The sequence below is a fragment of the Marinobacter sp. M1C genome (assembly GCF_023314135.1).
GTDB lineage: Bacteria > Pseudomonadota > Gammaproteobacteria > Pseudomonadales > Oleiphilaceae > Marinobacter.
Window position 1 is genome coordinate 4,615,808 of the sequence record NZ_CP092289.1, and the last position, 25,681, is coordinate 4,641,488.

Here is a 25,681-nt window from a genome sequence, read left to right on the forward strand (position 1 = left end):
CCAGATCACCTTGTTTGAATTGGCTTGTTATTAACCCTGACCGGGTGCAAGTGGCTGCCAATAGCGCCCGTCTTCACTGCCAGTGCGACACAGGTCAATCTCAATGCGGTAACGGTCTGGGCGATAAAGGGCATGCAAATGTTCAACTCCCTTGCCGTCTTTGTCGTACACCACACGTGTAAGAGAGATCAGAGCGGAACCTACCGCGACGTCCAGCGCATCAGCTACATTCTTTGTCGCCAAGGTTGCGGAGATAGTTTGTGTAGCGTGATCTAGGTGCACACCACTTCGCTCAAGCAGCGCAAACAAAGGCGTTGTTGTCAGTTCATTTTCGTTGTAACTCAGAGCTATGCGCTCCGGGACGTATGTCGTGAGATATGAGAAGGGTTTGTCTTCAGCAAGACGAACTCGAATGGATCTTTGTACGCGGTCGCTAGGTCCTAGCCGCAAACGTTCCCGAACGTCATTCGACGGTTGGCCATAGTTGAATTCCAGCAATCGAACGCGAGAACTCTCACCAAGTTTCACCATATTAGGAAGAAGATTAGAAACGCTGGCTGTCATGACCGTTGCACCTAATGGCCGCTCACATACCAACGTGCCTACGCCAGGCTTGCGGATGATCATTCCTTCCTTGGCAAGCGCTTCCAGTGCACGGCGCACCGTCACCCGTGATACTTGGTGCTCCTGGGCTAACTTCAGCTCTCCCGGAATCTTACTACCGGGCACCGCGAGCCCGCTGACAATGGCGTCCTTCAATAACAAAAACAACTGATGGGACTTGATTCCGCCAGGCCCGTTGGCTTGCGTGGATGTAACCATGTTGCTTATCTCTCAGTTACTCGGCCGTCTAGACTTGACAGCTCATAGAATGGCACATATAAATGTATTATTTATAGAACAATGAAAAACTGAACGAAACCGCAAAAAGCACTCGCAGCGAAAAGGGGAATTAATATGCCGATGTTACAGGTCAGTCTGCTCTCGGGCTACAGCAATGCGCTGAAGGAACGCATGACACAAGCCCTTACCGCCGCCATAGCGGGCATTACGCGTGCCAAGCCCGAAGCCATTTCCATTTGGATTAACGAGGTCGACTCAAGCAACTACAGCCGAGGAGGCGTGGCGCGCCAACCCGGTATCGGAGCCGCTGATCCTACTTCTCTGGTTCACGACTATTTAATGGCTATGGAGCAGCGCGAGCTGGAAAAAGCTCAACGTTTTCTGGATGAGAACTTTGTGATGGCATTTCCCGGCAGTGGCGAGCTGACATCACTCAACCAGGTTGTCGAGTGGTCAAAAGGCCGGTATCAGTTTGTTAAAAAAACTCTGGAATCGACAAACGTTGCCTACGAGATGGATAAGATTGTGGTGTTTGTCAACGGCACATTATACGGCGAATGGCCAGACGGTACGCCCTTTGAGGGCATACGTTTTATAGACCGGTTTGAGATTTTCAATGACCGACTGGTACGACAAGACGTCTGGAATGACCTAGCAACGGCACAAAGATGACCACCAAACACCGGTGAAATCAATTAATCCCTAGCAGGGCGCTAAATTCGCAGCTGCTGACCCACGAAACTCAGACTGAGCACTTACTTATGCCCCACAAAAACGGCCTCACTATTGCGATGACACTGAAAGATCGGCTGCAAAGCCCAAACATTATTGTTGCCCCTGGTGTATACGATGCTCTTAGCGCTTCATTAGCAGAGCAGGCAGGCTTCGACACCGTGTATCTTTCAGGTGCCAGCTTGGCTTACACCAAGCTTGGTCGCCCAGATATAGGCCTGATGAGCCTGACCGAAATCAATGACACTCTGGCCCACGTTCGCGAGCGCAGCGAGATATCAGTCGTGGTGGATTGTGATACGGGTTTTGGTAATGCGCTCAACGTGATGCGCAGTGTTCGTATACTAGAGCGATCTGGCGCGAACGCCATTCAACTAGAAGATCAAACGTACCCTAAGCGCTGTGGTCACCTTCAGGGTAAGACACTGGTCCGTACCGGCGAGATGGTAGGTAAAATCAAAGCGGCTCTAGACGCAAGGCATAGCGATCAAACCCTGATTATCGGTCGCACGGATGCTATTGCCAGCGAAGGTATCGGTAGGGCGTTGGATCGAGCTCAAGCCTACTACGAGGCGGGCGCAGATATGGTGTTTGTGGAAGGCATTCGTTCGTCTGAGCAAATCGATCAGGTTATGAGCCAGTTCAAGGGTAAGATCCCGGTGATGGCAAACATGGTTGAAGGCGGCGACACTCCGCTTCAAGACGCGACCACGCTGGAAGCTATGGGCTTTTCAATGGTGATCTTCCCCGGTGCGCTGGTTCGCGCATTCACTTATATGGCGTCTCAGTTTTTTACCATGCTGAAAGCCGACGGTACCACCAATAATTTCCGCGATCGAATGCTGGATTTCAAACAACTTAATGATTATCTGGGCACCCAAAGCATGCTAGAGCTCGGTCAGCAATACGAAGACGGTACCCGCTGAGCCAAGCCCACACCCAATTTTATGTCAGGAAGAGCAATATGATTAGCAGTGATAAAACCGCAAAAGAGATTTTCTACGAAGTCATGCAAAATCCGCAGCGCGTGCCGTTTGGTTTCGGCAAAAAAGCGATTTTGATCAACGTCGACCCACAAAAAGCCTATACACGCACAGATCTTTACAAGACAGCCTATGAGACCGACCCGCGCCAGCTGGAATATGTAAACAAATTGTCCAAGCGATTCCGCGACCTGAACTGGCCGGTGGTATGGACCCATGTTGCATTTTTGGATTCGGCGGAAGATGCTGGCATTTGGGGCACTCGAACAGACACCCCTGACTCCCTTCAGAATATCAAATACGGTTCTGACCGTGCCGCTTTTGATGAGCGGTTAGAAATAGACGCCTCCCGCGATGTGATCTACAGCAAGCGTATGCCGTCGGCATTTTTTGAAACGCCGCTGCAGTCGCTGATGGTTTGGCACCAGGTGGATACCGTAATTATCACCGGTGGTTCCACCAGTGGTTGCATTAGGGCCACCGCCGTTGAAAGCCTCTCTCGTGGTTACAGAACTATCGTTCCTGAGGAATGCGTGTCTGATAAACATGAGAGCTATCACTTCGCCAACCTGACCGATCTGCACCTGAAGTACGCCGACGTGATGGGCGTTCAAAGCGTACTGGGCTGGCTCGACGAGCAAATTTCCAATAAGGATTAAAAAGCCTTCTCGACGCGGTGTGGCTTCCAATGCCTCACCGCATGCACCCCGCGAAAGAAAAGAGGCGGAGCCTTATGAAAGAGAGTCTCGGCGTTTACGACTATTGGCCGTATAAAGATCGTCCAAAAATTCAGTGGCCCAACGGGGCCAAAGTAGCCTTATGGGTTGCACCCAATATTGAATTCTACGAACTGGACCCGCCCGATAACCCTCATCGCAAAGCCTGGCCGCAACCCAGCCCTGCTGTGCCGGGTTATTCCATCCGTGATTACGGGAACCGAGTTGGCCACCGTCGTCAGATGGATTTACTCGACAAGTATGGTATTCGTGGTTCCGTGTCTTTATCCGTCGCGCTTTGCGAGCACCATCCGGAAATCATCGACATGTGTTGTGAGCGTGACTGGGAGCTATTCAGCCACGGAATTTACAACACACGCTATACCTATGGTTTGAGCGAAGAGCAGGAACGCGACATGATTCGCGATTCTATCGAGACTATTTATCGCCATAGTGGACAAAAATGTGCAGGTTACCTGGCACCGGCGTTGTCACACTCCGAGCGCACCCTGGATCTGTTTTCTGAAGTGGGTTCAGAGTTGTTCGGCGATGAGGCCGGCATCTATACCTGCGATCTCTTCCATGACGATCAACCTACCCCAATTATGGTTCGCAATAAAAAGCGCTTTATTTCCATGCCCTACTCGCTGGAAATGAACGACACCATTGTTTATGCAGTGAATAAGGTAGAGCCTCGCCATTACGGCACAATGCTAAAACGCCACTTCGACCGCTTATACGAAGAGGGTAAAGAATCAGGCACGGTTATGTGCATTCCCACGCATAATTATCAGGTGAGCTGTCCTCACCGCCTCAAAGCGTTCGAGGAAGCTCTGGAATACATCACCGGTCACAGCGATGTATGGGTTGCCACTGGTCGGGAAATTGCCGACTACTACCTCAAGCATTATTACGATGCGGCCCTGGTGGATATTGAAACCAAAAAGGGGAGCATAAGATGAGTCTCGACAACTATTTGGAGTACCCTCAACGCTCCTACGGCCCGGATCACGACCGCTTCAGTTGGTCGATGCTGGCTGACCGCGCGCCGATAAAATGGCCTGACGAAAAACGGGTGGCGGTGTGGATTAACACGTCTTTGCAGTTCTATCCGCTCAATCAGCGTGGAAAACCGTTCAAAGTACCGAATGGGATGGCCATGCCCTACCCTGATCTGCGCCACTTCTCCCTTCGTGATTACGGCAATCGCGTGGGTATTTATCGATGCTTGAAAGCCTTTGAGCGCTACGGTGTACGCCCTACTTTTGCCATTAACAGTCAATTAGCTCAAGACACACCTTATCTGCTTGAGCAATTGAAACAGTTTGATGCGGAGTTCATTTGCCACGGCTGGAATATGGATCATCTGCATTATGGCGGGCAAGATGAACAAGAAGAATCTGAACTGGTCAAACGCTCTGTTGATACGCTCAACGCACTGATAGGAAAGCCGGTACGCGGATGGCTAAGCCCTGCTAAGAATCAAAGTTGGAAAACGCCAGACCTGCTCGCCGCAAACGGCATCGAATATTGTTGCGACTGGGTCAACGACGACATGCCTTACCGCTTCGATACCGAGAATGGGCCGCTGACGATGATGCCCTTATCTACTGAACTGGAGGATCAATTTATTATTGGTCAGAACTTTCACTCAGAAGATTCGTGGGTTGAGCAGATAAAAGATGCTTTCGATTTCCTGCTGAAAGAATCTGCTACTCAAGGCGGTCGGATGCTGGCACTTAACATACACCCCTGGATGATGGGCCAGCCCCACCGCATTAGCAGTCTCGAAGCCGTTTTAGAATACATTATGGGACACGCAGAGGTGTGGCAGGCAACAGCCGGAGAGATCCTTCAGGCATTTAACGCGCAAACACAAAAAAAGGATTGATTCATGGCGGACGTCAGAAACGATGGTGCGACTATCAACTTTGATTTCAGCATTCCCTTGGTCATTATCGGTGGAGGCGCGTGTGGGTTAGTAGCTGGTTTAGCCGCCCTGTCAAAGGGGATTGACGCCGTCATCCTTGAAAGGGACGGCACTCCCAGAGGAAGCACATTCATGTCCTCTGGTTTCATCCCCGCCGCTGGCACACGTTTTCAGAAAACCGCCGGGGTAGAGGATAGCTCCAGCCAAATGGCTGAAGATATTCTTCGTAAAAACTACAACGAAGCGGATCCCGCCATTGTTACGGCCCTGGCCGAAGCCTCGGGCGAAGTCATTGAGTGGCTTGCTGACAAGCACCATATCCCGTTTGAAATCGTCGACGGTTTTCTTTATCCGGGCCACAGCTGTATGCGTATGCACTGCACGCCTCGCCGAACGGGTGAAGAGCTGATGTCCTGTCTGTTAAATGCCGCAGAGCAAGCCGAGCTTCCAATTCTTACCGAAGCTCACGTGACAACCTTACACATCGATGATGACAGTCGGGTGCGTGGTGTGTCGTTCCAACGCAGAGACGGCTCTATTGAACAGGTTGGCTGCGATGCACTGCTGTTAGCCTGTAATGGCTACGGTGGTAACCCTGAATTGATGGCTAGCCACATTCCACAAATGGCAAGCGGCCTGTATTACGGGCACCCAGGCAACCAGGGCGAAGCGGTCATTTGGGGCGAAGCGTTGGGTGCAAGTCTTAAAGACTTGGGCGCTTATCAAGGACACGGATCACTTGCCTGGCCGCATCAAACTCTGATTTCCTGGGCCGTAATGATGCAAGGTGGAATACAGCTTAACCAACGTGGTGTGCGCTTCTCTAACGAACATAACGGATACTCGGAGCAGGCTGCCAAGGTGCTGGCTCAGCCAGACCAGATTGCATTTAACGTATACGACGCCCGCATTCATGAACAGTGCCAGCAATTTGAAGACTACCGGAATGCTCACGCCGCTGGTGCGATTAAAATATTCGAATCTGCTGAAGCGCTTGCCGATGGGCTAGGTTTACCGAACAAAGCCGTGCTAGATACTTTCAGAGATATGAAGAAACTTCAAGAAAATGGCGAGGCAGATTCGTTAGGCCGAAAGTTCCCCCCAGAACAGACACTGGTGGCCCCTTATTACGTGATTCGAGTAACAGGCGCTCTGTTTCACACCCAGGGCGGGCTGGAGATTTCAACCACTGGAAAGGTTATTGATAAGCACGGACAACCACTGCCTAACCTGTTCGCCGCTGGTGGCGCTGCGCGGGGCGTTTCAGGCGCCGGCGACAGCGGTTACCTATCGGGTAACGGTCTGCTCAGTGCCGTTGTAATGGGCGTTTTGGCAGGCAGAGATGCGGCAAAGCTGATCTCCGAAGGCAGTTTTTAGCCGGTGGTTTAGCGTTATTAAAGCGCACTCCGCTTTGGCTATGGGTTTCATTAGACGGTCACAGGAATCATTTAGACTCGGCTCCTCATTCCAAAAAAGAGCAGCAATCCATGTCTGGTGATTCTTCCCTTCTCGTTGAAAAGCTCTGGCGACTAAAACGGCGCATTGGCAAGGGGCAGTGCCCTGGCGTCGAGTTCGTTCATCTGAATATGCTGCTTCGTGAGCCAGATTATCGGGCAGACGTCCTGAGACGCGTGGAATTGTCAGGAACCGCCGAGCTAAAGGCATTGGCCAAAGAAATCCAACTCGGCGATGACGGCCAACCGTTAATGGTGAAGGAAGGCAGCGCTCGTTCCGAATCGTCTCAGCCTGTGGAACAAGAGACCGCAAGCTGGTTCAAACGGAACGCTTCAATTTTTATTCCAGTGGTAGCAATAAGCTCAGTCGCTGTAGGGTTCACTGCATTCGAGAATCGTGCCGTGCGTATCAATTCAGATATCGTCGTTGATACAACCTGGGAAACGGGAAAGAGCTACATTCTGGAGAAAACGATCTATGTTGAGCGCTCGAACCTGACGATCGAGCCCGGGGTTATTGTGGAGGGAGAGAACGGGTCTGCACTTATTGTAACCACCAGTGCAAAACTGTTTGCGCGGGGCAAAGCAGACAGCCCTGTTGTCTTTACCAGCGCCCAGAAAGAAGGAAGTCGATCTCGTGGCGACTGGGGTGGCATCGTTCTACTCGGCAACGCTCCCGTTAACGAGCCCAATGCGTCTATTGAGGGCTTGGCAGAAGCAGAAAACCGGGGACTCTTTGGTGGAACCGACGCTAACGATTCCTGCGGCGTTGTTGAGTATGCTCGCATCGAATTCGCCGGTTTCGAGGTATACAGAGACAATGAGCTAAACGGGCTCACTCTGGGCGGCTGTGGCAGAAACACCATCATCAGAAATGTTCAGGTGCACCGTTCTCTCGATGATGGGATTGAGATGTTCGGCGGCAACGTCGACCTAAAAAACATCGTCGTTTCAGGAGCGGGAGATGACAGTATTGACTGGGACTGGGGCTGGACAGGAAACGTTCAGTTCGCAGTCATTCAGCAGCATCCGGATGCTGGAGACAGCGCCTTTGAAGGCGACAATAACGGGAACGATCACGAAGCACTGCCACGATCAGAACCCAGCTTTTACAATGTGACCCTCGTGGGTGGCGGTAACGGCCCGAAAAAACACCGCGGTCTTGTTCTGCGAGAAGGGTCCGGCGGACACTTTCATAATATGCTGATTGATAGTTACGCTATTGAAGCCATAGATGTCAGAGATGAAGTGCTGTCGTTGACAGATCAGGGGCTTCTCAGCTTTGGCAATAACCTGCTTGCGAACTTGGGCAAAGTAAGCCCGGAAACCGGGAAGGGTGACGATGACTTTGGTTTCGACGAACAAAGCTGGATGGATCAGCCATCGCATAACAACACCTTCCGTGTAGCAACGGCACTATTCCCAACAGCCAACGACCTGAAAAACCCGAATTTTATGCCTCGTGTACCGTTAAAACAAATGAACGCAACACGTCCGCCTCAAAGCGAATTTTTCGATGAATCCGCTAATTTCGTTGGCGCTCTAAACCCGGTCTCTGCAACCAGTTGGCTGGATGGCTGGACTCTCTTCCCCGACTCCTGAGCCGAATATGCCGGTAGTCAGTAAACTCTATCGCTCTTCCGACCAAAGCGAAGCTGGGTGCATATTCTGTTATCGTTCGTTGTCGATATCCACCCGTCCAACGCCTGGACCGGTAAAACGAATGAGATTGCAGGCACAGGCCCTCTTTTCGCCACCTGATTGGGCCGAGGTGCTTCAGTTCTTTTCTTAATTCAAAGATCTTACTAAGAGGGATTTATGGAAATTCAACGATTTGAAACAGGCAATCGAATGAGTCGCGTTGTTGTTCACAATCAGACTGTGTATTTGGCTGGCCAGGTCGGCAACGCCACTGATGACGTCGCTGATCAAACTCGTGAAGCACTTGCCCGAGTTGATGCATTATTAAAGAGCGTTGGTTCCAGCCGTGAAGATTTATTGCAGGTGGTCATCTGGCTGTCTGATATGGCCGACTTCGAGGCTATGAATTCGGTGTGGGACGCGTGGGTACCGGCTGGCCACGCCCCTGCCCGGGCTTGTGGTGAGGCACGCCTGGCAAGGCCTGAATTAAAGGTTGAATTGATCGTTACGGCTGCAGCAAAAAGCTAATTTGATTTAAGCCGCAGCATGATGCTGCGGCTTAAATCTCAAACCCTGAAGCGGGAAACGTTCTTGCTTAGGGTTTGGCCAATGGTTTCGATATGACCACTGTAAACATCGTTCTCACTTGCGGCAGCGGAAGCCTCTTGGCCTTGGTCTGCGATGCGCGTGATGGATGCGTTGAGCTCTTCGGTCACTGAGGTTTGCTCTTCAGAAGCCGTCGCAATTTGCATTGTCATCTGGCTAATGGACGTTATTGCATCAGCCACCCGGTTCAAAGCGTCCATAGCGTCCTGAGCTTTCTCCATGCTGACATTGGATACAGCCTTGGACGCGTTCATCCCAGCGACGGCATCATTAGCCCCCTTTTGCAGGCGCTCAATCATGCTGTTTATCTCTTTGGTGCTAGTCTGGGTTCTTTGAGCCAGGTTTCGCACCTCGTCCGCTACCACGGCAAATCCGCGGCCGGCGTCGCCCGCACGAGCCGCCTCTATTGCGGCGTTCAGTGCCAGCAAATTGGTTTGTTCTGCAATTCCCTGAATGACTTCAAGCACCGAGGTAATCGAGGTTACATCTTTGCCCAAATTGTTGATGACTTCGGCTGCAGCATTCACTTCTTGCGCCAGTTTTCGCACCGCATCCCTGGATTGGCCGACGGTTTCCAATGAAGCCCGGCTTTCCTTATCAGCCGTATTGGCCGCATCGGCTGTTTGCTGAGCATTCTGGGCGATTTCACCCGCGGCTGCAGACATTTCGTTGATGGCAGCTGCCACCATATCCACTTCGGCTTGCTGGCCTTCAACGCTCAACCGGCTTGCGCTGGCGGTCTTTTTCAATGCGACCACATTCGTTGCGAGGTCATCACTACCACTTAGAACATCGTGCACTACCACTTGAATATTTTCGATAAAGCTATTGAAGCTGCCCGCGAGTTCTCCGAATTCATCCTTGGCACTGGCATCCAGGCGCTGGGTTAAATCGGCCTCACCAGAACTGATGTCTGCCATTGCAGAGTTCAAACGCCGCACTGGGGCCATCAGTATTTTGATACACACGTGTAAAATGAACAGCGATACCAGTAGGCCGACGAGCGCGAGGATTATCCCGGTCATACGGGCACTTAGCATGGGAGCGTTGATTTTGTCGACGTTCACAAAAGTGCCCAAATACCAGTCAACGCCCCGCGCTTCTTTAATCGGGTGAAAAGCGACGCGCCACGCCACATCGCCTGATTCATAGAATTGACGATGCCCATCAAACTTGGGGGACACCCCAATCAGGCTTTTGATATTTTGCCCAATCAACTGACTGTCGGGATGGAACAGAACAACACCTGACGCGTTAACCAGGCCCGCATAGCCAGTCTTTGCCAGCGTTATGGTTTCAAGCATTTTACTGATAGCACTCAAGCTTATATCTGCGCCTGCCACACCACCGTTACTTCCACCGCTAACAGGAGCCAAAGCGGTAATGATGGTTTCGGTGCTCGTCGCGTCGCGATATGGCTCGGTAAACGAAGCCTTACCTTCCGCCATGCCTTTTTTGTACCAAGGGCGACCGCGGGGATCGAAGCCAGCCGGGAGTGTTGCTTGCGCAGCCGTTGACTCCATCAGCATGCGACCCTCTTTATTACCGATATACACATTGAAGAAACCACCAGCGGTCGAAACAGTTTGTAAAATGTTACGCCTCTGCTCATCACTCGGTGCGTTTCCAAGGCTTTCGGCCGCCGCCTCAATCATCACTAACCGAGTATTAAGCCACTCAGCGATACTGGACGTGTTCTGCACCACTGCGTCCGCAATCAGTGCGTCGATGTAGGTACTTGTTGTGCTCTTCAGCCGCATGTCGCCAACCATCGTAATAGCGCCCATAACAAGCACCAATAGTATGCCAAAGGTGACCAAGAGCTTTTGCCCGAAAGTTAGTTGCACAGTATGTCCTCGTCTTTTTGGAGGCGGCTTTTAAAAATAGGTACGTATAAAAATAAGTACGTAGAGTTTACTATCGGCTGGCATTGCGAAGTCTTGAGTAAATTCTTCGACTGATTAAAGACGAGCCATAGCAACAAAAAAGCCCCCTGATCCATGAAGGATTGCAGGGAGCTTTTTTGTTCAAGCCTTGAAGTACTCGAACGATTGGTGTCACCCTGTAGTGGTAAACTGAATTTGGTCACAACTTAAGAGACAAGTTGATATCTTGCCTCAGTTGCAGCGGGCGTACGCCTGCCACTAAAAGTATGAGGCCTGATTACGGTTGATCGTTGGTAACGATCCCAACCTTCGACCCCACTCGCAATTGACTCAGCGCCTACATGTTTACCTGATCTTGCAGTTGATTGATTCGCCGGCAGATGACCCTGTTCATTTCCAGCAACTGGTCGATCGTCATGTCTTCAATGCTCATGGCTTACAGACTCCGGCTGGCTTGTCTGTCGGGATGGCGCGGATCCACCAGGGATCTCAGCGACTTGTCCGCGAACCGCAATTTCCAGAGCTTTGGCGGTAAGTCAGCCACCTGGCTGGCCGGGTGTTGGCTGATGCTTTGCAGCACGTCCACCAGGTAGGTGCACGGATTCAGGTCGTACAGTTGAAACTGGCATAGCCGATGTCCTCCTGCTTGCAAAATTGCATGACTGATAAACCGCTGTCACGCTGCTTATCAACCAAGGACTGCCTCATCGGGATGGCAGGACGTCTTGGAATGAACGCTCACAGGCAACATGGTAAGCCAGCAGGTGCAGGAATGGTCTTCAACTCACGATTTTTATTCAGGGAACCGTAGACCGCCTGTTACGTATCCGGCTTTAACAGGTTTCCGTTGTTACCTTGGGCACAAGGGCTCGTCGATACTGCCGCTGACTGACGAGAAACAGGGCGGCGCTGACAACCAGCGAAGCGATCAAAGAGGCTGTAAAGGTCATCATGGGTGGCAGTTTACCCGCCGTCATAGCAAGCACAACAGTGAACGCCACGAGGCTCAGCATGCCCTTTTGGGCGATGGTGACGGTTGCCAGGCCAAGACTAACCAACGCACTGAGGCGGCCCGCCGTCATGACAAAACAGATGCTGAAAAACAATGTCGCTACAAGCGCGTGCAGCGTCGATAACGCCGCCGACTGGATAAACTCAACCGAGCGCTCCTGCAGCATGAAAAAGTAACCGGGGCCTAATATGATTGGCGTTCCTGCAATGATTCCACCCAGTCTTGGCCCCAGCTTATTTACGGCCAGAGAGACCCCGATCACCACCGATGCGGTGGCAATCAGTTTTATCACAATGACCCCAAGCATTAGTATTTCAGTGCCTTTTCCATCGCTTGCGCCGTTCCCAGTAATGCACTATCAGTGCCATTACGACCAACCAGCATCAGACCACTTGGCAAATCACCGGAGCGATGGTTAGGTAGCGTGATGGCGCACAGGTCCAGCAGATTAGCCACCGTTGGGTTGCGCAGAATCAGCAGGTTCAGGTGTGCATAATCTTCGTCAGTTTCGAGTTCGCTCAGTAGCGGCGGCTCAATAGCAACCGTGGGCGCAAGTAGTCCGTCGTAGGAAGCCAACCATTCATCGGCCTGCTTTTTGCGCACAGCGCGACGATGCAACAGCTCTAGATAATCTGCGGCACTGATGCCCGCCCCCCTTTCAATACGTGTGCGTACACGGGGGTCATATTCATCGCCATGCTGCTGCAACCAGTCGCGATGAATATGGTAACTTTCCGCTGCGGTAAAGCCGCCGCCTTCGAGCAGTTCGGGCAGCGCGTCCAACACGGGGGCTGGCGCTTCTACAATATAAGCACCGCAGTCGCGCAACCGCTGAAGGCTGCGAGAAAAGGCTTCAGAAATCGCCGGAGACACATCATCCAGCATGTAATTGGTCGGTACGACAAAGCGACGACCACGTAAGTCCACAGGCGCGCCCGCTTGCCAACGCTGACCAGCAAGAACCGCATCAATACGCGCGCAACACTCAACGCTGCGGGCAATCGGGCCAATGCTGTCCAGGCTGTCGGAGAGTGGAAATGAACCTTCACGAGGGATTCTTTGCTGGGAAGGCTTAAACCCAACCAGGCCACAAAAAGCCGCCGGAATTCGCACTGATCCACCGGTGTCGCTACCAATAGCTGCCACAGCCATACCGTGGGCCACCGCTGCAGCCGCTCCGGATGATGATCCACCGGATATCCGCCCCGGTGCCAGCGGGTTTGCCGGCGAACCATAGTGGGGATTGAGCCCGAGCCCTGAGTAGGCGAACTCCGTCATGTTGGTGTGGCCGGTAATAACTGCACCAGCCCGGCGCAGGCGGGAAACAATCAGCGCATCGCTCTGTGCCGGCTGATTCCACCACTTGGACCCCGAGTGAGTGACTTCATCAGCCACATCAAACAGAACCTTGAGCGCTATCGGCAGCCCGGCGAGTTCACCCAGAGGAACCTTGCCCTTCTGGAGTGCGTCGATGGCTGCCGCTTCGGCTTTTGCCGTTCGGTCAAAGCGGGCCGTATAGACCAGATTGGCGGGGTCATCATGCTGGTCAATGTTGTCCAGACAGGCTTCGAGCAACTGGCTTGCATGCCATTTGTTCTGATGCATCCCGTCAAGTAGCGACGATAATGTCGCTTCTGACAGATCTACAGGAGCCAAACCAGACTGCTGATTCATTTCACCACCGATAATGTCTTTATGTGATAAAAGTGCTCGATTTTCCGGCTCGTTACCGGGTCCTCAAGAACCATGCGGAAAGCTTCGGAGGGGCGTACACCACCGATCACCGGCAGAGTGCCACACAGCATGGCCTGACCAGGCGCGAGCTTCGTTTCATTCAGGCCAAATCGTTGCAACAAATCCTTTGGGTGTAAAAGCCCCGTTACACCACCAGTCTGGTAGAGCACCTCTTTACCGTCAAACGTAGCGTACGAGGATATTTTCAGCTCATCCCAGTGGTCGATAACACTTTCCAGCGTCCACACCTGCTGGCTCACAGGCTTGGCACACACTTGCTTGGAATGCGCCACGGACCAGGCCTCGGCTTCCCGATCGGTGTGATCGGAACCAATGCCTACAAACGTGCCCTGTTCGGTGCCAATCAGAACAACTTCCACTTCACCGCTGGATTCACCGCCCAGCACCTGCACCGTTTCAGCAGTTGTCAGTTGATCCGCCGACACGCGGTAGAACAAAGGTGTGCTTGAAGGCGGCGTAACGCCAATCACTTTGAGCTCTTCAATGTGTTCATCGATTCCAGCCTGCTCACGCCCTGCCCATCCAGCAATAATGAGCTCCTGGACATCAATTTCGAGGGCGTCGTTAGTATCCGCTAAATAAAAGGTTGTCATGAAATAATCCTGTTGTTGCTGTTCATGAATGAATAATTACGTCAGTACCCCGGGCAAATACAACGCCAATGACGGGAAAATAATAAGCAGCACGACCATGAGCAGCATGAACCCTACATAGGGCATGGCTCCGATCATCACATCATTGAATGAGCCACCCTGACGGACGCTCTGCACCACATAGAGATTCAGCCCCACAGGCGGTGTAATCAGAGCCATTTCAATCAGAACAATCAACAAGATGCCGAACCAGACCGGATCAAAACCCAATGCAATAATAATGGGTGCGACAATCGGAATGGTGATCACCATCAGAGACAGTGTCTCGATGAAAAAGCCCAGAACGATGTACAAAGCAATGATAAGCATGAGCGTCATGTACGGCCCGAGGCCGGCTGAATCCAGAAACGAACTCAGTTCACGCGTAATGCCTGTCGAGGCCAGAACGAAGTTAAGAAAATACGAGGCGATGATAATCAGCACAATCATGCCGGTTGTCCGCATGGTCCCGTCAAGGGCTTCGATCACAACACTCGTGCTGAGCTTGCCCATGAACAGCGCAATCAGAAGCGCGCCAATAACACCTAGGGAGGCGGCTTCCGTGGGCGTTGCCCAACCGGCGTAAATCGAGCCGACAACAATACCGAACAGCACCAGTACCGGAACCAGGCTTGTCAGCCCTGAAAACCGCGCGCGCCAGGTATGATGCGTGCTTGGCCCGCCAAGCGAGGGCCGCCAAAGGCAGATCAATGCCGTGCCCACCACAAACAGAAACGCCAGCAACAGGCCGGGTATAAGCCCCGCTGCAAATAGCTGGGGAATTGAGGTCTCCGTGAGGAAGCCGTATACGATCAGGTTGATCGACGGAGGAATCATGATACCGAGGGTGCCACCGGCGGCAATGGAGCCGGTGAACAGCTTCGGATCATAGTTCATGGCTTTGCCCTGAGGGATTGCAACCGTGCCTATGGTGGCGGCCGTCGCAACACTGGAACCGGACGTTGCCGAAAACAGCGTAGCGGTGGCAATGTTGGCATGAAGCAGCCCGCCCGGTAGCCAGGAAAGCCAGCTTTCAAGCGCCCGGTACGTACTCTTGGCAATTCCGGTTCGAACCAGAATCTCACCCAGCAATATGAACAGTGGAATTGCGATCAGCAGAAAACTGTCTGACGCCGACCACAAGACATCCCCCATCGCGTTAATCAGCGGAAAGGGAGAAAAGAACTCGTCAAGAAACAGCCCCAGCACAATCAGTGTGGCGGCAACCGGCACACTGAGCACGAGCAATACCAGCAAAACAACCAGCGAAATAAGAATCATCGGGCAGCTTCCTTATTCTCTTCAGCAACCTGATCATCAAGCGTTGGGCTGCCAGCAATTCTTTGCACGTCTTCGATGTTGCCGCTTAAAAGGCCAAAAAGAACGCGAAGAGACAGCAGAACAACCGCAATGCTGAACCAGAAAAGGCCAATCAGCCACAGTACCTGGGGTATCCACACAGGCGTGCTAAGGGGCGTGTTTGCTCTGGCACCGCCGGTGTAAGACAGCAGGGTAACGTCAAATGCTGCTCCCACAACAAGCACGCAGAAGAGCGCAAGAGATAGCAGGGCAATCAGATCAAGCACGCTACGCACACTGATCGGTAGCGTCAGATACAAGGCATCAATCCGGATGTGAGCTTTGCGCATAAGCGTGTAGGCAAAAGCCCAGCTTGAGCTGATGGCCATGATGTAGCCGGTCAGTTCGGTGGCGTGGACACCGGATCGACCAAAAATTTTGCGTGAAAGCACCTCTGTGGTAACGAGGCCGACCGTGAACAGTATAAGAAAACCTCCGGCCCTGGCCATCCACAGTGATCCGACATCTACACCGATAAGTAACCGATCCAGCCCGCTATTGATCTGCTGTAACATAGGATTCTCCAAGGCGAACGAGGGCTGTCTGTGACAGCCCTCGTTCTTTCAACTGACCAGAGTATTACTTGGCCGCTTTAAGACCCGTTACCTTGCCGATCGTCTCATTCCAGCGATCAACCCACTTTTGGTCAACACGGCCAGCCCAGTTGGGCAACAATGTTGCCTGAAGATGGCGAGACACTTCAGTGAAATCGGCGTCAGTTGCTTCAACCAGGACCATATCTCCGGATTCACCGCGCGCGCACTCACCCTTTCCGGTCAAGCAGGCGATACCTTCGCGAGTCTCCTCAACGGCAGACTCCCACACGGGATCCTCATAGTTGACCTGAATCTCGTTCTGCAGCCAGTTCTGGGTGTCTGCAGACAGTGAGGCCCACTTTTTGCCATTCATTGCGGTGATCACGTAGTCCCAGCCGCCCACAGGCAACGGATAAAGATGCGTGGACACCTCATACCAGCCAGAGCTGTAGCCCGAGAGCGAGCCGGTCACCGCACAGTCGATAACACCGCGCTGCAATGCGCCCGGCACTTCGCTGTAATTCAGGGTTATGCCTTCAGCACCGAGAGCCTGCAGAAACTCTGCCGTAGTGCGCCCGCTGGCGCGGATCTTTTTGCCTTTCAAGTCCAGAAGCCCTTTGATTTCAGTGTTACAAAACACCACCTGGGACGGGTATGGAACAACGGCGAGCACCTTTGCGTTGTCGAAGCGCTCGGCAAAGGCGTCGGAAAGCACGGGGCGATAGGCCTCTGCTATTTTTCGTGCGGTTTCCACATCTGGAGCCATCATCGGCATATCCAGGCCTTCAATCTCAGGGGCATCTGCCACTGCGTAGTCCGCCACCGTGGAGGTCACTTCAATCACGTTGCGCGCCATCAAGCGGTAAACTTCTCCTCCACCCAGACCCATCTGGTCAAAAGTAGTCACCTCGGTTGTGATCCGCCCGTCAGAAGCTTCGGGTATGTGCTCCTGCCAGAACGGCTTTTCGAAATTTTTGTACAGGGACAAGCTGCTCCAGCTCCCGACATAAGAAATACTGGTCTTATCCAGTTCCTGAGCCGATGCCTGTGATGCAGTCACCAACATTGCGGCGGTCACTGCGGATACAAGATATCTTCTTGTAGTCATTGTCATTGTCATCTTCCTCTTCTAGTTTTTTTGGTGTTACAGCGGTCTCACAACAAAGCCACCTGACTTTCAGGAATGTCCGTGACCAACATATGGCCCGGCGTGTGTGTAATTGCAAATTCGATCCCCGAGTCCATGAGGACCTGCTGCGGCGTAACGCCACAAGCCCAGAAAACCGGTATCTCATCGTTCGCTACAGAAACCGCGTCTCCGTAGTCAGGTGAGCCCAGGTTCAGGATTCCAATCAGTGACGGGTCGCCAAGGTGTACAGGAGCACCGTGGGTTTGGGGGAAGCGCGTGGTAATTTGAACAGCGCGAATGGCCGCTGCGGCAAGAAAGGGGCGCATGGATACGACCATATTCCCACTGAAGCCACCGGCCGGTCGCAGCGGAATCGAGGTCTTGTACATGGGTACATTGCACCCTGCCTCAATGTGGCGAACGGGCACGCCATTTTGCAGCAGGGCATGTTCAAAACTGAACGAACAACCAATGGCAAAGGTCACCAGATCACCACGCCATACCTCTGAAACGTCGTTCAGCGTTCCATCAAATTTGCCATTGCGGTAAACACGATAAGAAGGCACGTCCCGGGCAATATCCAGATCCTCGCCCAGCACAGCGCACTGCCGTTCACCCGGCTCACTGACCGCGAGCACCGGGCAGGGTTTCGGGTTTGCCTGACAAAAACGCAGAAAGCCATTGGCCTGCTCTTCTGGCAGTATGACCAGATTGACCTGAACAAAACCGCTTGCCATTCCGGCTGTCGAACCTACCAGCGAGCCATTACGTGCTGCCAACCTGACATCTCCGGGCGTGAGAAAGCGCTGAGGGTGATTCGTCGAAACCATGATTCTGCCTTACTTTGCTTTTCATCAAAGTTAGCGCAGAACCAATGATTAGTTCAAATCGAATTTTAGAATCAACTTTGATAGATAAAGCTGATCAGTCAGCAGTATTGATGACTTTATAGGGGCTTGGACGCCACGATCTTGCGAGAAAGGTCCGCAACGGCCCGCACAACATTTGCACCTGGTGCCGCACAATACGCCATATTGAAAACCAGATCAGGAATGCTGGCCTCAACCTTGAACTCCCGGAGCTGCCCTGTTGCGAGCTCTCTTGTGATGATCTCCTTTGGTAGGGCGCTCACACCGATACCGTCCAGAGCCATGCGGATAATGGTGGATAACGAGGAGCTGGAATGAATCTGAGTGGAACTGCCCATCTTATTGATCAGCGTGCGAATGTTGGTGTGAGGCTCACTCATTCTTGGATAAGTAATAATCGGGATTTTTGCCAGCTCGGAGAGGCTAACGGGTTCCGGGGGTAACGTCAGTTTCGGGCTGACAACCCATATCAGCGAGTAGCTATAGAAAGGCATATTAAAAAAGCCCTCCTGTTTTACTTCACCGATAAGAAACGCAATATCAATCTCCCGTTTCAGCAGTTTTTCTGACAGATTGATAGAGATATCAACATCAAGTTCCAGATTAATAGCTGGGTAGGTTTCATTAATCCTTTCTATCAGTTCAGGGAGCCAGGTATACGCAATGGTTTCTGCAACACCTAGCCGGATAGTGCCCTGAATGGCATCCGGGCTGGCAACAGTCTCGAGCAAGTCCGCATGAAGCTGGAGAATTTGTTCGGCATAGGAGAGCACCTGCCGGCCTTTCGCTGTCAGCACAGCCTTACGGCCAGACCGGTCAAACAGCTCTATACCAAGCTGGTTTTCCAGGCCTGCAATTCGGGCAGAGATCGTTGGTTGCGAAGCGTACAGCTTTTTCGCTGTAGCTCGAAAACTGCCCAGTTTTGCAATCCAGAAGAAAGTTTCTAATGACTTGATATTCATAATGAAATGTGGGATCGGAATAAAGTCGGTAACAAAACTGCCCCCTAACGCCCATTCTAGTGGGCGCCTTCGCTCGCACAAAAAAATAAAGTTGGTAACGGAAAGATACCACTCTCCTTTCCGGTGTGTTTTCCATGTAAAAAAAGATGGTGACTTTTCATTTTATTTTCACGCTAAGCCTTATTCAAAAGTCACGCTAAGCCTTATTCAAAAGTGTAGTGTAAGGTCACGAATGTTCACCTTTTCGAGCCTTACGTGGTACTAGCAAGCAAGTCTCCGAGCCCTTTGCGCTCCTACTTTCGATCGAGAGGAATCACTCGACTACCGCTGTTACTGCTCTGTTGCGAATTTGAGCGTTGTTGGGTACTCGACCTTAAGCGCAATTCGATGACGTTGTTAGTGTCGTCTTGCTCAAAATAGCCTTTGGGGAGATTACAAAGCTCTTCTATAATACCCGCAGGCATTCCCAAGACTTGGCGTAAAGTATTTTTCTCCAAGATCTTATTCTCAACCAACATTTTGACACTACGCTCGATCAATTTAGGCTCTTCAGATACTAACGTTTCATCAAGTGATTCACGTTGTACCAACCCGCGGGCGGAACGTGCTTTCCACAACCGTAAGGCCGTATCTTCGCCTATGATTTCCAAATCCTGACAGCCCTGTGTCGAATCATTGCTGCAGCAGATGCCTTCCATTTTGCTTGAGAGCCAGAAAAGTATCCAGCGTTGGATACCGCACTTCTCGAGCAAAAGAAGCTGCCGGTAATAAAATAGCATTAGCAAAGCGGTGTGCCTGCTTTTCTAATAGGTGGTAGTGTTTCTGGTAGTCTGCATCAGTAACTGCTTTATGAAGTACGATATGGGCTAGCTCGTGCGCGGAATCAAATCGCGTTCTAAAGCCATTGGTTTTATCCACACAAAGAAAGATGTAAGGACGGGTATCCACCTGTGACCAGCGTGAGACTCCATCCATTTTAGCGAAACCCAAGCTGCCACGAGTAACTACAATGCCATTGCTTTCCATGGTATTGACCAAGTTATCAACAGGTGACTGGCCAAGCTTCTAGCGTTGTCGGCACTCGGTAGCAAAATCTTCTATTTCATAGTCAGTCAACGTTTTGAAGTCACCTCTGTGCTCCGGCACATTGAGAACTGGAAATAGGAGGGGACGTGAGTGGTTGCCAGCATGTTGGTATTTTCCAGCTTAAAAATTACTGATGTACTGAAACAATGCACCATCGAAATAGCGCTCAACCTGGACCTCCCCCAGTGTGGAATTGGGTCGCGAAGCAATCGATCAGCTCAGCGGCCTGGGTGCCTTGGCGGAACCGATGCTGCTCAGCGAAATCGTTCGAAGGCGTTAGATGAACTGATGATCGGTATACAAGTCCAGTACAGTATCAACATTCAATCCTGCCGTGCGCTGCCCCGCCAGGGTATTCGCCGCTTCGATGGCGGCTCCGATCATTACGTCGGCCAACTTCACTGCCGGACTGGTCTTAGAATCGACCTGAGTCATGGCCGTTAGTTTGAGCGGAAATCTAACGCGCGCAATTTCGGTCTGTCGGAACTCGATGCTTTGTTCGTGGTCGATATAGCGCTGCAAAAAATCATTATAGGCAAGCAGGTTCTTAGACTGATCGTGCTCCACACAATAAGGCCCCGCAACCATCTCCTTCATGCGACTAATCAACGATTGCAGCACCACGAACGCTGCATCCATGGTGACACCAGACGTTGCGATCGCTCTTAGGACATTTTTAGTTCGCCAAGATTTCGCGCTGCAAGCCAAGCAGTCGGGAATGGTTTCCTGGCCGCCGTGCGAGTGCTCGGTACTTAAGCTCTGACGCCTGCAACTTTAGAAAATACTCCTTGATTAAACGTCCGGCGTCCTCGTCCGTGATAGCAACCGCAGTTGCTCCCTGGAAGCATTGCTCGGGATTCAGAAGGCCAAATCCCGTATAGCCACTTTCGTCAATCCGGAAGCACTCCATCGAAATCGTCCCTTGCACAGTGTTGAACTCAACCCAATCGTCCAAGCCAAACACCGTATCATAAGCATTCGTAACATCCAGCAGGTCATTCAAGTCGCCTACCTGACCCCCGCCAGTCGCTCATGATTACGCTCGACAATTTCCGCAAGATGATCGGCCACGACTCTAATGCGCAACGAAGCGGATAAATCGCTGTGCAGCGCCAGCCAGATTGGCTGATCCAACTCCAACTCAAGCGGCACTTCCCGCAAACCCGCCTCGCGGGCCAGAAAATGTGGCAAAATTGCCAGGCCCAACCCGGCGGTCGCGGAGCTTAGCTGCGCGGACAATGTTGTGGTAGTAACCACAGGCATCTGGCCACGTAAGGTGCGTTCAATCCATTGAGCTGCGGGCAGGCCACCCTGACGTTCCGACCACCCAATGAAGCGATCACCATCGAAACGGCCCGCATCAGGCCCTGTGTCGCGCGCAGCCATATATTCCGGCGATCCGTAAAGACCAAAACCTAAGGTGCCAACACGGCGAACGCTGACGTTGCCGCGCTCAGGGCGCACCATGCGCAACGCCAGATCCGCGTCGCGGCCGTGCAGGTTGATGGTACTTACGTCCGTCAAAATCTCGATGCTTAAACCGGGATGTCGCGCAAGCAGTGGGGCAAGGCCCGGGATAATGATCGAATTGGCGAGATTCTCAGCCGTCGCTAACCGAACATGTCCAATGGCCTCTGTTTCCGTCGCCGCCTGGGCGCGAAATGCTCCCATGGCCTGCTCCAGAGCTTCGGCTCTAGGCAGCAGGGTCGCGCCCTGATCGGTCAGACGATAGCCGGACTGGTGCCGCACAAAGAGTGGCACGCCAAGACGACTTTCCAGCCGCGCGATTCGCCGCGAAACAGTCGCGATACCGGTGCCGAGAGACTTGGCGGCAAAGGTCAGGGTTCCAGTGCGTGCGACCGCAAGAAAAGCCGGTGCATCATCCCAGTTCAGGCGTTCAGTCATAAGCTTTCCAAAAATGAAAATCAGATTTGCATTATAGACTGTAGATTAGCCGATATCGGAAAGTCATGATGATGCAGAATCCAACAAAGGAGCATCATCATGCAACGCAGGTCTCTCGCCCCCGGTTTAAACGTTTCTGCCCTCGGCCTTGGCTGTATGGGCATGAGTGAATTTTACGGTCCACGGGACGATGTGCAATCGATGCAGGTGCTGCGCCGCGCCGCCGATCTGGGCGTAACTTTTTTCGACACCGCCGACATGTACGGCCCGCATCATAATGAAGAATTGTTAGGGCGCTTTTTGCGGGAACGGAAGCCGCAAGTCGAAATCGCCACAAAGTTCGGAATCGTACGCAAGCCCGGTGAGTATGCCCGCACAATTGACAACAGCGCTGAGTATGCCAGGGCAGCCTGCGAGGCTTCACTGCGCCGCCTCGGGGTCGAGCGGATTGATCTTTATTACGTTCACCGAATCGACCGCAGCCGCCCCATTGAAGAAGTTATGGAGGCGCTTTCCAGTCTAGTCCGCGCCGGCAAGATCGGCCATATTGGCCTAAGCGAGGTTAGCGCGGCCACGCTGCGCCGCGCCCACGCCGTTCATCCGGTCGCTGCGGTGCAGACCGAATACTCGCTCTGGTCCAGGGATGTCGAGTCGGACGTTCTGCCCACCTGCCGTGAACTCGGTATTGGGTTCGTGCCTTATTCGCCCCTTGGCAGGGGATTTCTTACCGGCACATTCGATGGTCAGAGTGATTTCGCCGACGGCGACTTCCGCGCAAACCTGCCGCGTTTTTCGGCGGAAAACATCGACGCTAACCGCCGTATTGTCGATGTCGTGCGCTCGCTGGCGTTAACCAAAGACTGCACGTCAGCGCAGATTGCACTCGCCTGGCTATTGTCGAAGGGCGACCATATCGTGCCGATTCCCGGTACCAAACGACTGAAATACCTCGAAGAAAACGTTGAGGCCGTCGATGTAGTGCTGTCACCAGATGAGATTACAGCACTGGAAGCCGAGGTATCGGAACTGAAGGTGGCCGGTGGGCGCTATACCGATGAAGGCATGAAGGGGCTGGATGCATGAGCGGCGTAACCAGATCCAATCGGCTTACCTGTGCTCTCTCACTGCTGAAAACACTGGAAGCCGATGCTTCCACCAAGGTGACAGCTAGCCTGGATGCTTTGTCAGACGCTTTTGCCGAGGTGGTGCCGAAACACCATTACTTGCTGCCTGTTGTCAGCTCGCCGATCTCTGCGCCCTTGCCAGCATAAGCAACAACAGACAAACAAGCATCGCAGCGCCCAGGTTGTAGAGCATTCCCGCGACAAAGGCCGAGGTGTATTGGCCCGCTTGCACTGCTGCACCATCGCCTGTAGCCAACGCTGCACTGAACAGAATACCGACCACGGCTACACCCAGCGCCGCACCAACCTGTTGAACGGTAGAAATCACACCCGCCGCCATACCGGCCTGGTTCTCTTTGACAAAGCCGAGCACCAAATTCAGTAGCGGCGTCATGATGAAGCCCTGACCGGCTCCGATCACAATTAGCATGGGAATCAGGCGCACCGGCACCAACTCCGCGCCTGCCTTCTGCACCTGCGCAATCAACAGCCCGATGGAAATCGCGTAGATCAACGCGCCCCCGAGAATGGCGCGTGTTCCCCATCGTGCCACCAGCCGAGGCGCGGCTAGTGATGCCAGGACGAAGCCCACGCTGCACGGCGCGAAGATGCTGCCCGCCATGAAAGGGTCAAGGCCCAACCCGGTCTGCACCAGCAAGGCAAAACTCAAGAAAAAAGAACTGGATGTGGAATAGACCAGCAGCACCAGCAATGCACCCAGTGCAAAGCGGCTCTGGGTCATCAGTCGCATGTCCACCAGCGGCAATCCACCGGATACTCGCCGTTGCTCCTGTTGCCGATAAAACAGCGCAAGCAGCACCGCCGCCGCGCCCAGCGACCATAGGCTCCATACTGGCCAGCCTTGCCCCGGACCCTCGATCAAAGGCACCAGCAGTAGCGCCAGGCCGGCGCTGACCAGAGCCACTCCCGTCCAGTCTAGAGTCGGGCGCTGCGGCGCATGGGATTCTGGGATCCACCTTGCGGCGGTGATGGCGAACAAGCCAATGGGCACATTGATAAGAAAGATGTTACGCCAGCCCAGCCCGAACAAGTCGGCATACACCAGCCATCCGCCCAGTACCTGCGCGGCGATGGCCGCCAGGCCCAGAGTCATCCCCAGCAGGCCGAAGGCACGGCGGCTGTCGTCGCCATCGAAGTTGACGCGGATGGATGCATAAACCTGCGGAAACAGCAATGCGGCAGCCAGCCCTTGCAACACCCGTGCGCCGATTAGGAGGCCGGCGCTGGGGGCCAGCCCACACAAGACCGAAGCCACAGTGAAGCCGGCCATGCCGACGATGAACAACCGGCGGCGTCCGAACAGGTCTCCCAGCCGCCCGCCGGTAATCAGCAGAACACCAAAAGCCAGCTCATAGCCGGCCACGATGAAACCTATCTGTGCAAAGCTTGCGCCCAGCCCAGCCTGCATACTGGGAATGGCCACATTGACCACGAACAGGTCAAAGATGGTGACGAAGCCAGCCAGTAACAGAACGGACAGACCCAGCCACGGGGCGCGTTTTGGGGGGACGACAGCCGTTGTGAAAAATTGAGAATCAACGCTCATATTGCATCTCCAGAGTCATAAAGCGATCATTCTCAAATCTTTATTAAACGATTACAATTTAACTAGTTATACTATTACTAAAAGCAACGAGGTAAGCTATGCGTACCCTGAAACGAACTCGCGACGACCTCGCGACTTTTTTGCGCTCACGTCGCGAGCGTCTTTTGCCCACTGATGTAGGCCTGCCCAGCGGAGGACGTCGGCGTACGCCGGGACTTCGCCGAGAGGAGGTGGCAGCACTCGCGGGTGTCGGGTTGACTTGGTACACTTGGCTGGAACAAGGCCGCGACATAGGCGTATCAGCCACGTTCCTGGACAATTTGGCAAGGGTGCTGAGGCTAGATGCAGCCGAACGCCGCCACCTGTACTTACTGGCTCATGAACGGCCGCCCACCGAACCGGGCAAGACATGGTGCATAGTGCCGCCATTAATACGCCGCCTAATGAGCGACCTAGCCCCACATCCAGCCTACGTGTTGAACCTGCGGTGGGATGTCCTGGCCTTCAACGAACCGGCCAACCACCTCTTTGACTTCGAACGTCATGCGCCTGTAAGACGCAACCTTCTTTGGATGCTATTCACCGATCAAACTCTTCGCAGACTCTTTGCCGACTGGGAAGAACAAGCGCCACGAATGTTGTCTAGCTTCCGGCGCAACTATGCTCGTGCTACCCAGGAAAGCGACATTCGAGAATTGGTGGACGAACTGCAAAAGGTGTCTCCTGACTTCCATACCTGGTGGCAAAAGCACGACGTGCATGCACCGTGCAATGGCGTGCGCAATCTTCGGCTGGATGATAAAGTAGTTGCTTTCGAGCACACTTCGCTGACCATCGACGCAGATCGCCATCTGCGCTTGGTGGTTTATGCAAAAAGTGAGAAAACGGCATCCTAGGCGATGGATGGCCCTTGCTGCCGCCCAATCTCCCACGGTAATTTCCCCCGCTAAAAAT

Annotated in this window: 27 protein-coding genes and 1 pseudogene; 11 read left to right on the forward strand and 17 right to left on the reverse strand. The window is 53.0% G+C overall.

Annotation, left to right across the window (positions count from 1 at the left end; translation table 11 throughout):
* Positions 1-30: 30 nt before the first annotated feature.
* Complete coding sequence (locus MIH19_RS21810) at positions 31-822, reverse strand: GntR family transcriptional regulator (protein WP_249006850.1); 792 nt, start codon at positions 820-822, stop codon at positions 31-33.
* Between the two features lie 135 nt (positions 823-957).
* Here MIH19_RS21810 and MIH19_RS21815 point away from each other — a divergent pair, with 135 nt between their 5' ends.
* From MIH19_RS21815 to MIH19_RS21850, 8 genes are all read left to right on the forward strand, one after another.
* Entirely contained in the window at positions 958-1,515 is a 558-nt protein-coding gene (locus MIH19_RS21815) for a tautomerase family protein (protein WP_249006851.1), read from the forward strand.
* A gap of 89 nt (positions 1,516-1,604) precedes the next feature.
* Positions 1,605-2,501: an oxaloacetate decarboxylase gene (locus MIH19_RS21820; protein ID WP_249006852.1), complete on the forward strand. Its 897-nt coding sequence runs from the start codon at positions 1,605-1,607 to the stop codon at positions 2,499-2,501.
* 38 nt (positions 2,502-2,539) lie between these two features.
* Positions 2,540-3,217, forward strand: coding sequence for an isochorismatase family protein (locus tag MIH19_RS21825; RefSeq protein ID WP_249006853.1), 678 nt, complete (start codon positions 2,540-2,542; stop codon positions 3,215-3,217).
* 74 nt (positions 3,218-3,291) lie between these two features.
* On the forward strand, positions 3,292-4,236 hold the full coding sequence (locus MIH19_RS21830) for a polysaccharide deacetylase family protein (protein ID WP_249006854.1): 945 nt from the start codon (positions 3,292-3,294) through the stop codon (positions 4,234-4,236).
* The gene (locus MIH19_RS21835; protein ID WP_249006855.1) at positions 4,233-5,165 is read left to right on the forward strand and encodes a polysaccharide deacetylase family protein; all 933 of its coding nucleotides are present in this window, start codon (positions 4,233-4,235) and stop codon (positions 5,163-5,165) included. The genes MIH19_RS21830 and MIH19_RS21835 overlap by 4 nt, the downstream gene beginning before the upstream one ends.
* 3 nt (positions 5,166-5,168) lie before the next feature.
* Positions 5,169-6,581 carry an FAD-dependent oxidoreductase gene (locus MIH19_RS21840; RefSeq protein WP_249006856.1) on the forward strand — a complete coding sequence of 471 codons (1,413 nt, stop codon included), beginning with the start codon at positions 5,169-5,171 and terminating at the stop codon, positions 6,579-6,581.
* Positions 6,582-6,691: 110 nt separating this feature from the next.
* Positions 6,692-8,260, forward strand: a complete 1,569-nt coding sequence (locus MIH19_RS21845) for a hypothetical protein (RefSeq protein ID WP_249006857.1) — start codon at positions 6,692-6,694, stop codon at positions 8,258-8,260.
* Positions 8,261-8,476: 216 nt separating this feature from the next.
* Positions 8,477-8,827, forward strand: a complete 351-nt coding sequence (locus MIH19_RS21850) for a RidA family protein (protein ID WP_249006858.1) — start codon at positions 8,477-8,479, stop codon at positions 8,825-8,827.
* A 38-nt stretch (positions 8,828-8,865) separates the two neighbouring features.
* Here MIH19_RS21850 and MIH19_RS21855 read toward each other — a convergent pair whose 3' ends face one another.
* From MIH19_RS21855 to MIH19_RS21925, 15 genes and pseudogenes are all read right to left on the reverse strand, one after another.
* Complete coding sequence (locus MIH19_RS21855; protein ID WP_249006859.1) at positions 8,866-10,752, reverse strand: methyl-accepting chemotaxis protein; 1,887 nt, start codon at positions 10,750-10,752, stop codon at positions 8,866-8,868.
* Between the two features lie 461 nt (positions 10,753-11,213).
* Positions 11,214-11,398, reverse strand: a pseudogene (locus tag MIH19_RS21860) (IS66 family transposase); the annotation flags it as partial.
* 226 nt (positions 11,399-11,624) lie between these two features.
* Complete coding sequence (locus MIH19_RS21865) at positions 11,625-12,110, reverse strand: hypothetical protein (RefSeq protein ID WP_249006860.1); 486 nt, start codon at positions 12,108-12,110, stop codon at positions 11,625-11,627.
* Complete coding sequence (locus MIH19_RS21870; RefSeq protein ID WP_249006861.1) at positions 12,110-13,477, reverse strand: amidase; 1,368 nt, start codon at positions 13,475-13,477, stop codon at positions 12,110-12,112. Before MIH19_RS21870 ends, MIH19_RS21865 begins: the two co-directional genes overlap by 1 nt.
* Complete coding sequence (locus MIH19_RS21875) at positions 13,474-14,151, reverse strand: DUF2848 domain-containing protein (protein WP_249006862.1); 678 nt, start codon at positions 14,149-14,151, stop codon at positions 13,474-13,476. Before MIH19_RS21875 ends, MIH19_RS21870 begins: the two co-directional genes overlap by 4 nt.
* A gap of 36 nt (positions 14,152-14,187) precedes the next feature.
* Positions 14,188-15,471 (reverse strand): TRAP transporter large permease, encoded by a 1,284-nt coding sequence (locus tag MIH19_RS21880; protein WP_249006863.1) that lies wholly within the window; start codon positions 15,469-15,471, stop codon positions 14,188-14,190.
* A complete protein-coding gene (locus tag MIH19_RS21885; protein WP_249006864.1) occupies positions 15,468-16,064 on the reverse strand; it encodes a TRAP transporter small permease in 597 nt (198 codons plus the stop codon). The genes MIH19_RS21880 and MIH19_RS21885 overlap by 4 nt, the downstream gene beginning before the upstream one ends.
* A 64-nt stretch (positions 16,065-16,128) precedes the next feature.
* The gene (locus MIH19_RS21890; protein ID WP_249006865.1) at positions 16,129-17,199 is read right to left on the reverse strand and encodes a TRAP transporter substrate-binding protein; all 1,071 of its coding nucleotides are present in this window, start codon (positions 17,197-17,199) and stop codon (positions 16,129-16,131) included.
* A gap of 41 nt (positions 17,200-17,240) precedes the next feature.
* On the reverse strand, positions 17,241-17,993 hold the full coding sequence (locus MIH19_RS21895) for a putative hydro-lyase (protein ID WP_249006866.1): 753 nt from the start codon (positions 17,991-17,993) through the stop codon (positions 17,241-17,243).
* A gap of 167 nt (positions 17,994-18,160) precedes the next feature.
* Positions 18,161-19,045: a LysR family transcriptional regulator gene (locus MIH19_RS21900; RefSeq protein WP_249006867.1), complete on the reverse strand. Its 885-nt coding sequence runs from the start codon at positions 19,043-19,045 to the stop codon at positions 18,161-18,163.
* 293 nt (positions 19,046-19,338) lie between these two features.
* Entirely contained in the window at positions 19,339-19,743 is a 405-nt protein-coding gene (locus tag MIH19_RS21905) for a hypothetical protein (RefSeq protein ID WP_249006868.1), read from the reverse strand.
* A complete protein-coding gene (locus MIH19_RS21910; protein WP_249006869.1) occupies positions 19,718-20,071 on the reverse strand; it encodes an ImmA/IrrE family metallo-endopeptidase in 354 nt (117 codons plus the stop codon). Before MIH19_RS21910 ends, MIH19_RS21905 begins: the two co-directional genes overlap by 26 nt.
* 336 nt (positions 20,072-20,407) lie before the next feature.
* Positions 20,408-20,770: a hypothetical protein gene (locus MIH19_RS21915; protein WP_249006870.1), complete on the reverse strand. Its 363-nt coding sequence runs from the start codon at positions 20,768-20,770 to the stop codon at positions 20,408-20,410.
* A 37-nt stretch (positions 20,771-20,807) separates the two neighbouring features.
* Entirely contained in the window at positions 20,808-21,134 is a 327-nt protein-coding gene (locus MIH19_RS21920; RefSeq protein ID WP_249006871.1) for a hypothetical protein, read from the reverse strand.
* A 5-nt stretch (positions 21,135-21,139) separates the two neighbouring features.
* Entirely contained in the window at positions 21,140-22,036 is an 897-nt protein-coding gene (locus tag MIH19_RS21925; protein WP_249006872.1) for a LysR family transcriptional regulator, read from the reverse strand.
* Between the two features lie 99 nt (positions 22,037-22,135).
* Between MIH19_RS21925 and MIH19_RS21930 the strand changes: the two genes are divergently transcribed.
* Both MIH19_RS21930 and MIH19_RS21935 read left to right on the forward strand, forming a co-directional pair.
* On the forward strand, positions 22,136-23,119 hold the full coding sequence (locus tag MIH19_RS21930; protein ID WP_249006873.1) for an aldo/keto reductase: 984 nt from the start codon (positions 22,136-22,138) through the stop codon (positions 23,117-23,119).
* The gene (locus MIH19_RS21935; RefSeq protein ID WP_249006874.1) at positions 23,116-23,307 is read left to right on the forward strand and encodes a hypothetical protein; all 192 of its coding nucleotides are present in this window, start codon (positions 23,116-23,118) and stop codon (positions 23,305-23,307) included. Before MIH19_RS21930 ends, MIH19_RS21935 begins: the two co-directional genes overlap by 4 nt.
* On the opposite strand, the gene MIH19_RS21940 is transcribed toward MIH19_RS21935, so the two are convergent.
* Complete coding sequence (locus MIH19_RS21940; protein WP_249006875.1) at positions 23,273-24,727, reverse strand: MFS transporter; 1,455 nt, start codon at positions 24,725-24,727, stop codon at positions 23,273-23,275. The genes MIH19_RS21935 and MIH19_RS21940 overlap by 35 nt on opposite strands.
* Before the next feature lie 98 nt (positions 24,728-24,825).
* On the opposite strand from MIH19_RS21940, the gene MIH19_RS21945 reads away from it, so the two are divergent.
* Positions 24,826-25,623 carry a helix-turn-helix transcriptional regulator gene (locus MIH19_RS21945; protein WP_249006876.1) on the forward strand — a complete coding sequence of 266 codons (798 nt, stop codon included), beginning with the start codon at positions 24,826-24,828 and terminating at the stop codon, positions 25,621-25,623.
* Positions 25,624-25,681 lie beyond the last annotated feature (58 nt).

Bases quoted from the DNA above. Each gene is read 5' to 3' on its own strand.
- MIH19_RS21810 (WP_249006850.1), bottom strand. From the start codon at position 822: ATGGTTACATCCACGCAAGCCAACGGGCCTGGCGGAATCAAGTCCCAT.
- MIH19_RS21815 (WP_249006851.1), top strand. From the start codon at position 958: ATGCCGATGTTACAGGTCAGTCTGCTCTCGGGCTACAGCAATGCGCTG.
- MIH19_RS21820 (WP_249006852.1), top strand. From the start codon at position 1,605: ATGCCCCACAAAAACGGCCTCACTATTGCGATGACACTGAAAGATCGG.
- MIH19_RS21825 (WP_249006853.1), top strand. From the start codon at position 2,540: ATGATTAGCAGTGATAAAACCGCAAAAGAGATTTTCTACGAAGTCATG.
- MIH19_RS21830 (WP_249006854.1), top strand. From the start codon at position 3,292: ATGAAAGAGAGTCTCGGCGTTTACGACTATTGGCCGTATAAAGATCGT.
- MIH19_RS21835 (WP_249006855.1), top strand. From the start codon at position 4,233: ATGAGTCTCGACAACTATTTGGAGTACCCTCAACGCTCCTACGGCCCG.
- MIH19_RS21840 (WP_249006856.1), top strand. From the start codon at position 5,169: ATGGCGGACGTCAGAAACGATGGTGCGACTATCAACTTTGATTTCAGC.
- MIH19_RS21845 (WP_249006857.1), top strand. From the start codon at position 6,692: ATGTCTGGTGATTCTTCCCTTCTCGTTGAAAAGCTCTGGCGACTAAAA.
- MIH19_RS21850 (WP_249006858.1), top strand. From the start codon at position 8,477: ATGGAAATTCAACGATTTGAAACAGGCAATCGAATGAGTCGCGTTGTT.
- MIH19_RS21865 (WP_249006860.1), bottom strand. From the start codon at position 12,110: ATGCTTGGGGTCATTGTGATAAAACTGATTGCCACCGCATCGGTGGTG.
- MIH19_RS21870 (WP_249006861.1), bottom strand. From the start codon at position 13,477: ATGAATCAGCAGTCTGGTTTGGCTCCTGTAGATCTGTCAGAAGCGACA.
- MIH19_RS21875 (WP_249006862.1), bottom strand. From the start codon at position 14,151: ATGACAACCTTTTATTTAGCGGATACTAACGACGCCCTCGAAATTGAT.
- MIH19_RS21880 (WP_249006863.1), bottom strand. From the start codon at position 15,471: ATGATTCTTATTTCGCTGGTTGTTTTGCTGGTATTGCTCGTGCTCAGT.
- MIH19_RS21885 (WP_249006864.1), bottom strand. From the start codon at position 16,064: ATGTTACAGCAGATCAATAGCGGGCTGGATCGGTTACTTATCGGTGTA.
- MIH19_RS21890 (WP_249006865.1), bottom strand. From the start codon at position 17,199: ATGACAATGACTACAAGAAGATATCTTGTATCCGCAGTGACCGCCGCA.
- MIH19_RS21900 (WP_249006867.1), bottom strand. From the start codon at position 19,045: ATGAATATCAAGTCATTAGAAACTTTCTTCTGGATTGCAAAACTGGGC.
- MIH19_RS21905 (WP_249006868.1), bottom strand. From the start codon at position 19,743: ATGGAAGGCATCTGCTGCAGCAATGATTCGACACAGGGCTGTCAGGAT.
- MIH19_RS21910 (WP_249006869.1), bottom strand. From the start codon at position 20,071: ATGGAAAGCAATGGCATTGTAGTTACTCGTGGCAGCTTGGGTTTCGCT.
- MIH19_RS21915 (WP_249006870.1), bottom strand. From the start codon at position 20,770: ATGGATGCAGCGTTCGTGGTGCTGCAATCGTTGATTAGTCGCATGAAG.
- MIH19_RS21925 (WP_249006872.1), bottom strand. From the start codon at position 22,036: ATGACTGAACGCCTGAACTGGGATGATGCACCGGCTTTTCTTGCGGTC.
- MIH19_RS21930 (WP_249006873.1), top strand. From the start codon at position 22,136: ATGCAACGCAGGTCTCTCGCCCCCGGTTTAAACGTTTCTGCCCTCGGC.
- MIH19_RS21935 (WP_249006874.1), top strand. From the start codon at position 23,116: ATGAGCGGCGTAACCAGATCCAATCGGCTTACCTGTGCTCTCTCACTG.
- MIH19_RS21940 (WP_249006875.1), bottom strand. From the start codon at position 24,727: ATGAGCGTTGATTCTCAATTTTTCACAACGGCTGTCGTCCCCCCAAAA.
- MIH19_RS21945 (WP_249006876.1), top strand. From the start codon at position 24,826: ATGCGTACCCTGAAACGAACTCGCGACGACCTCGCGACTTTTTTGCGC.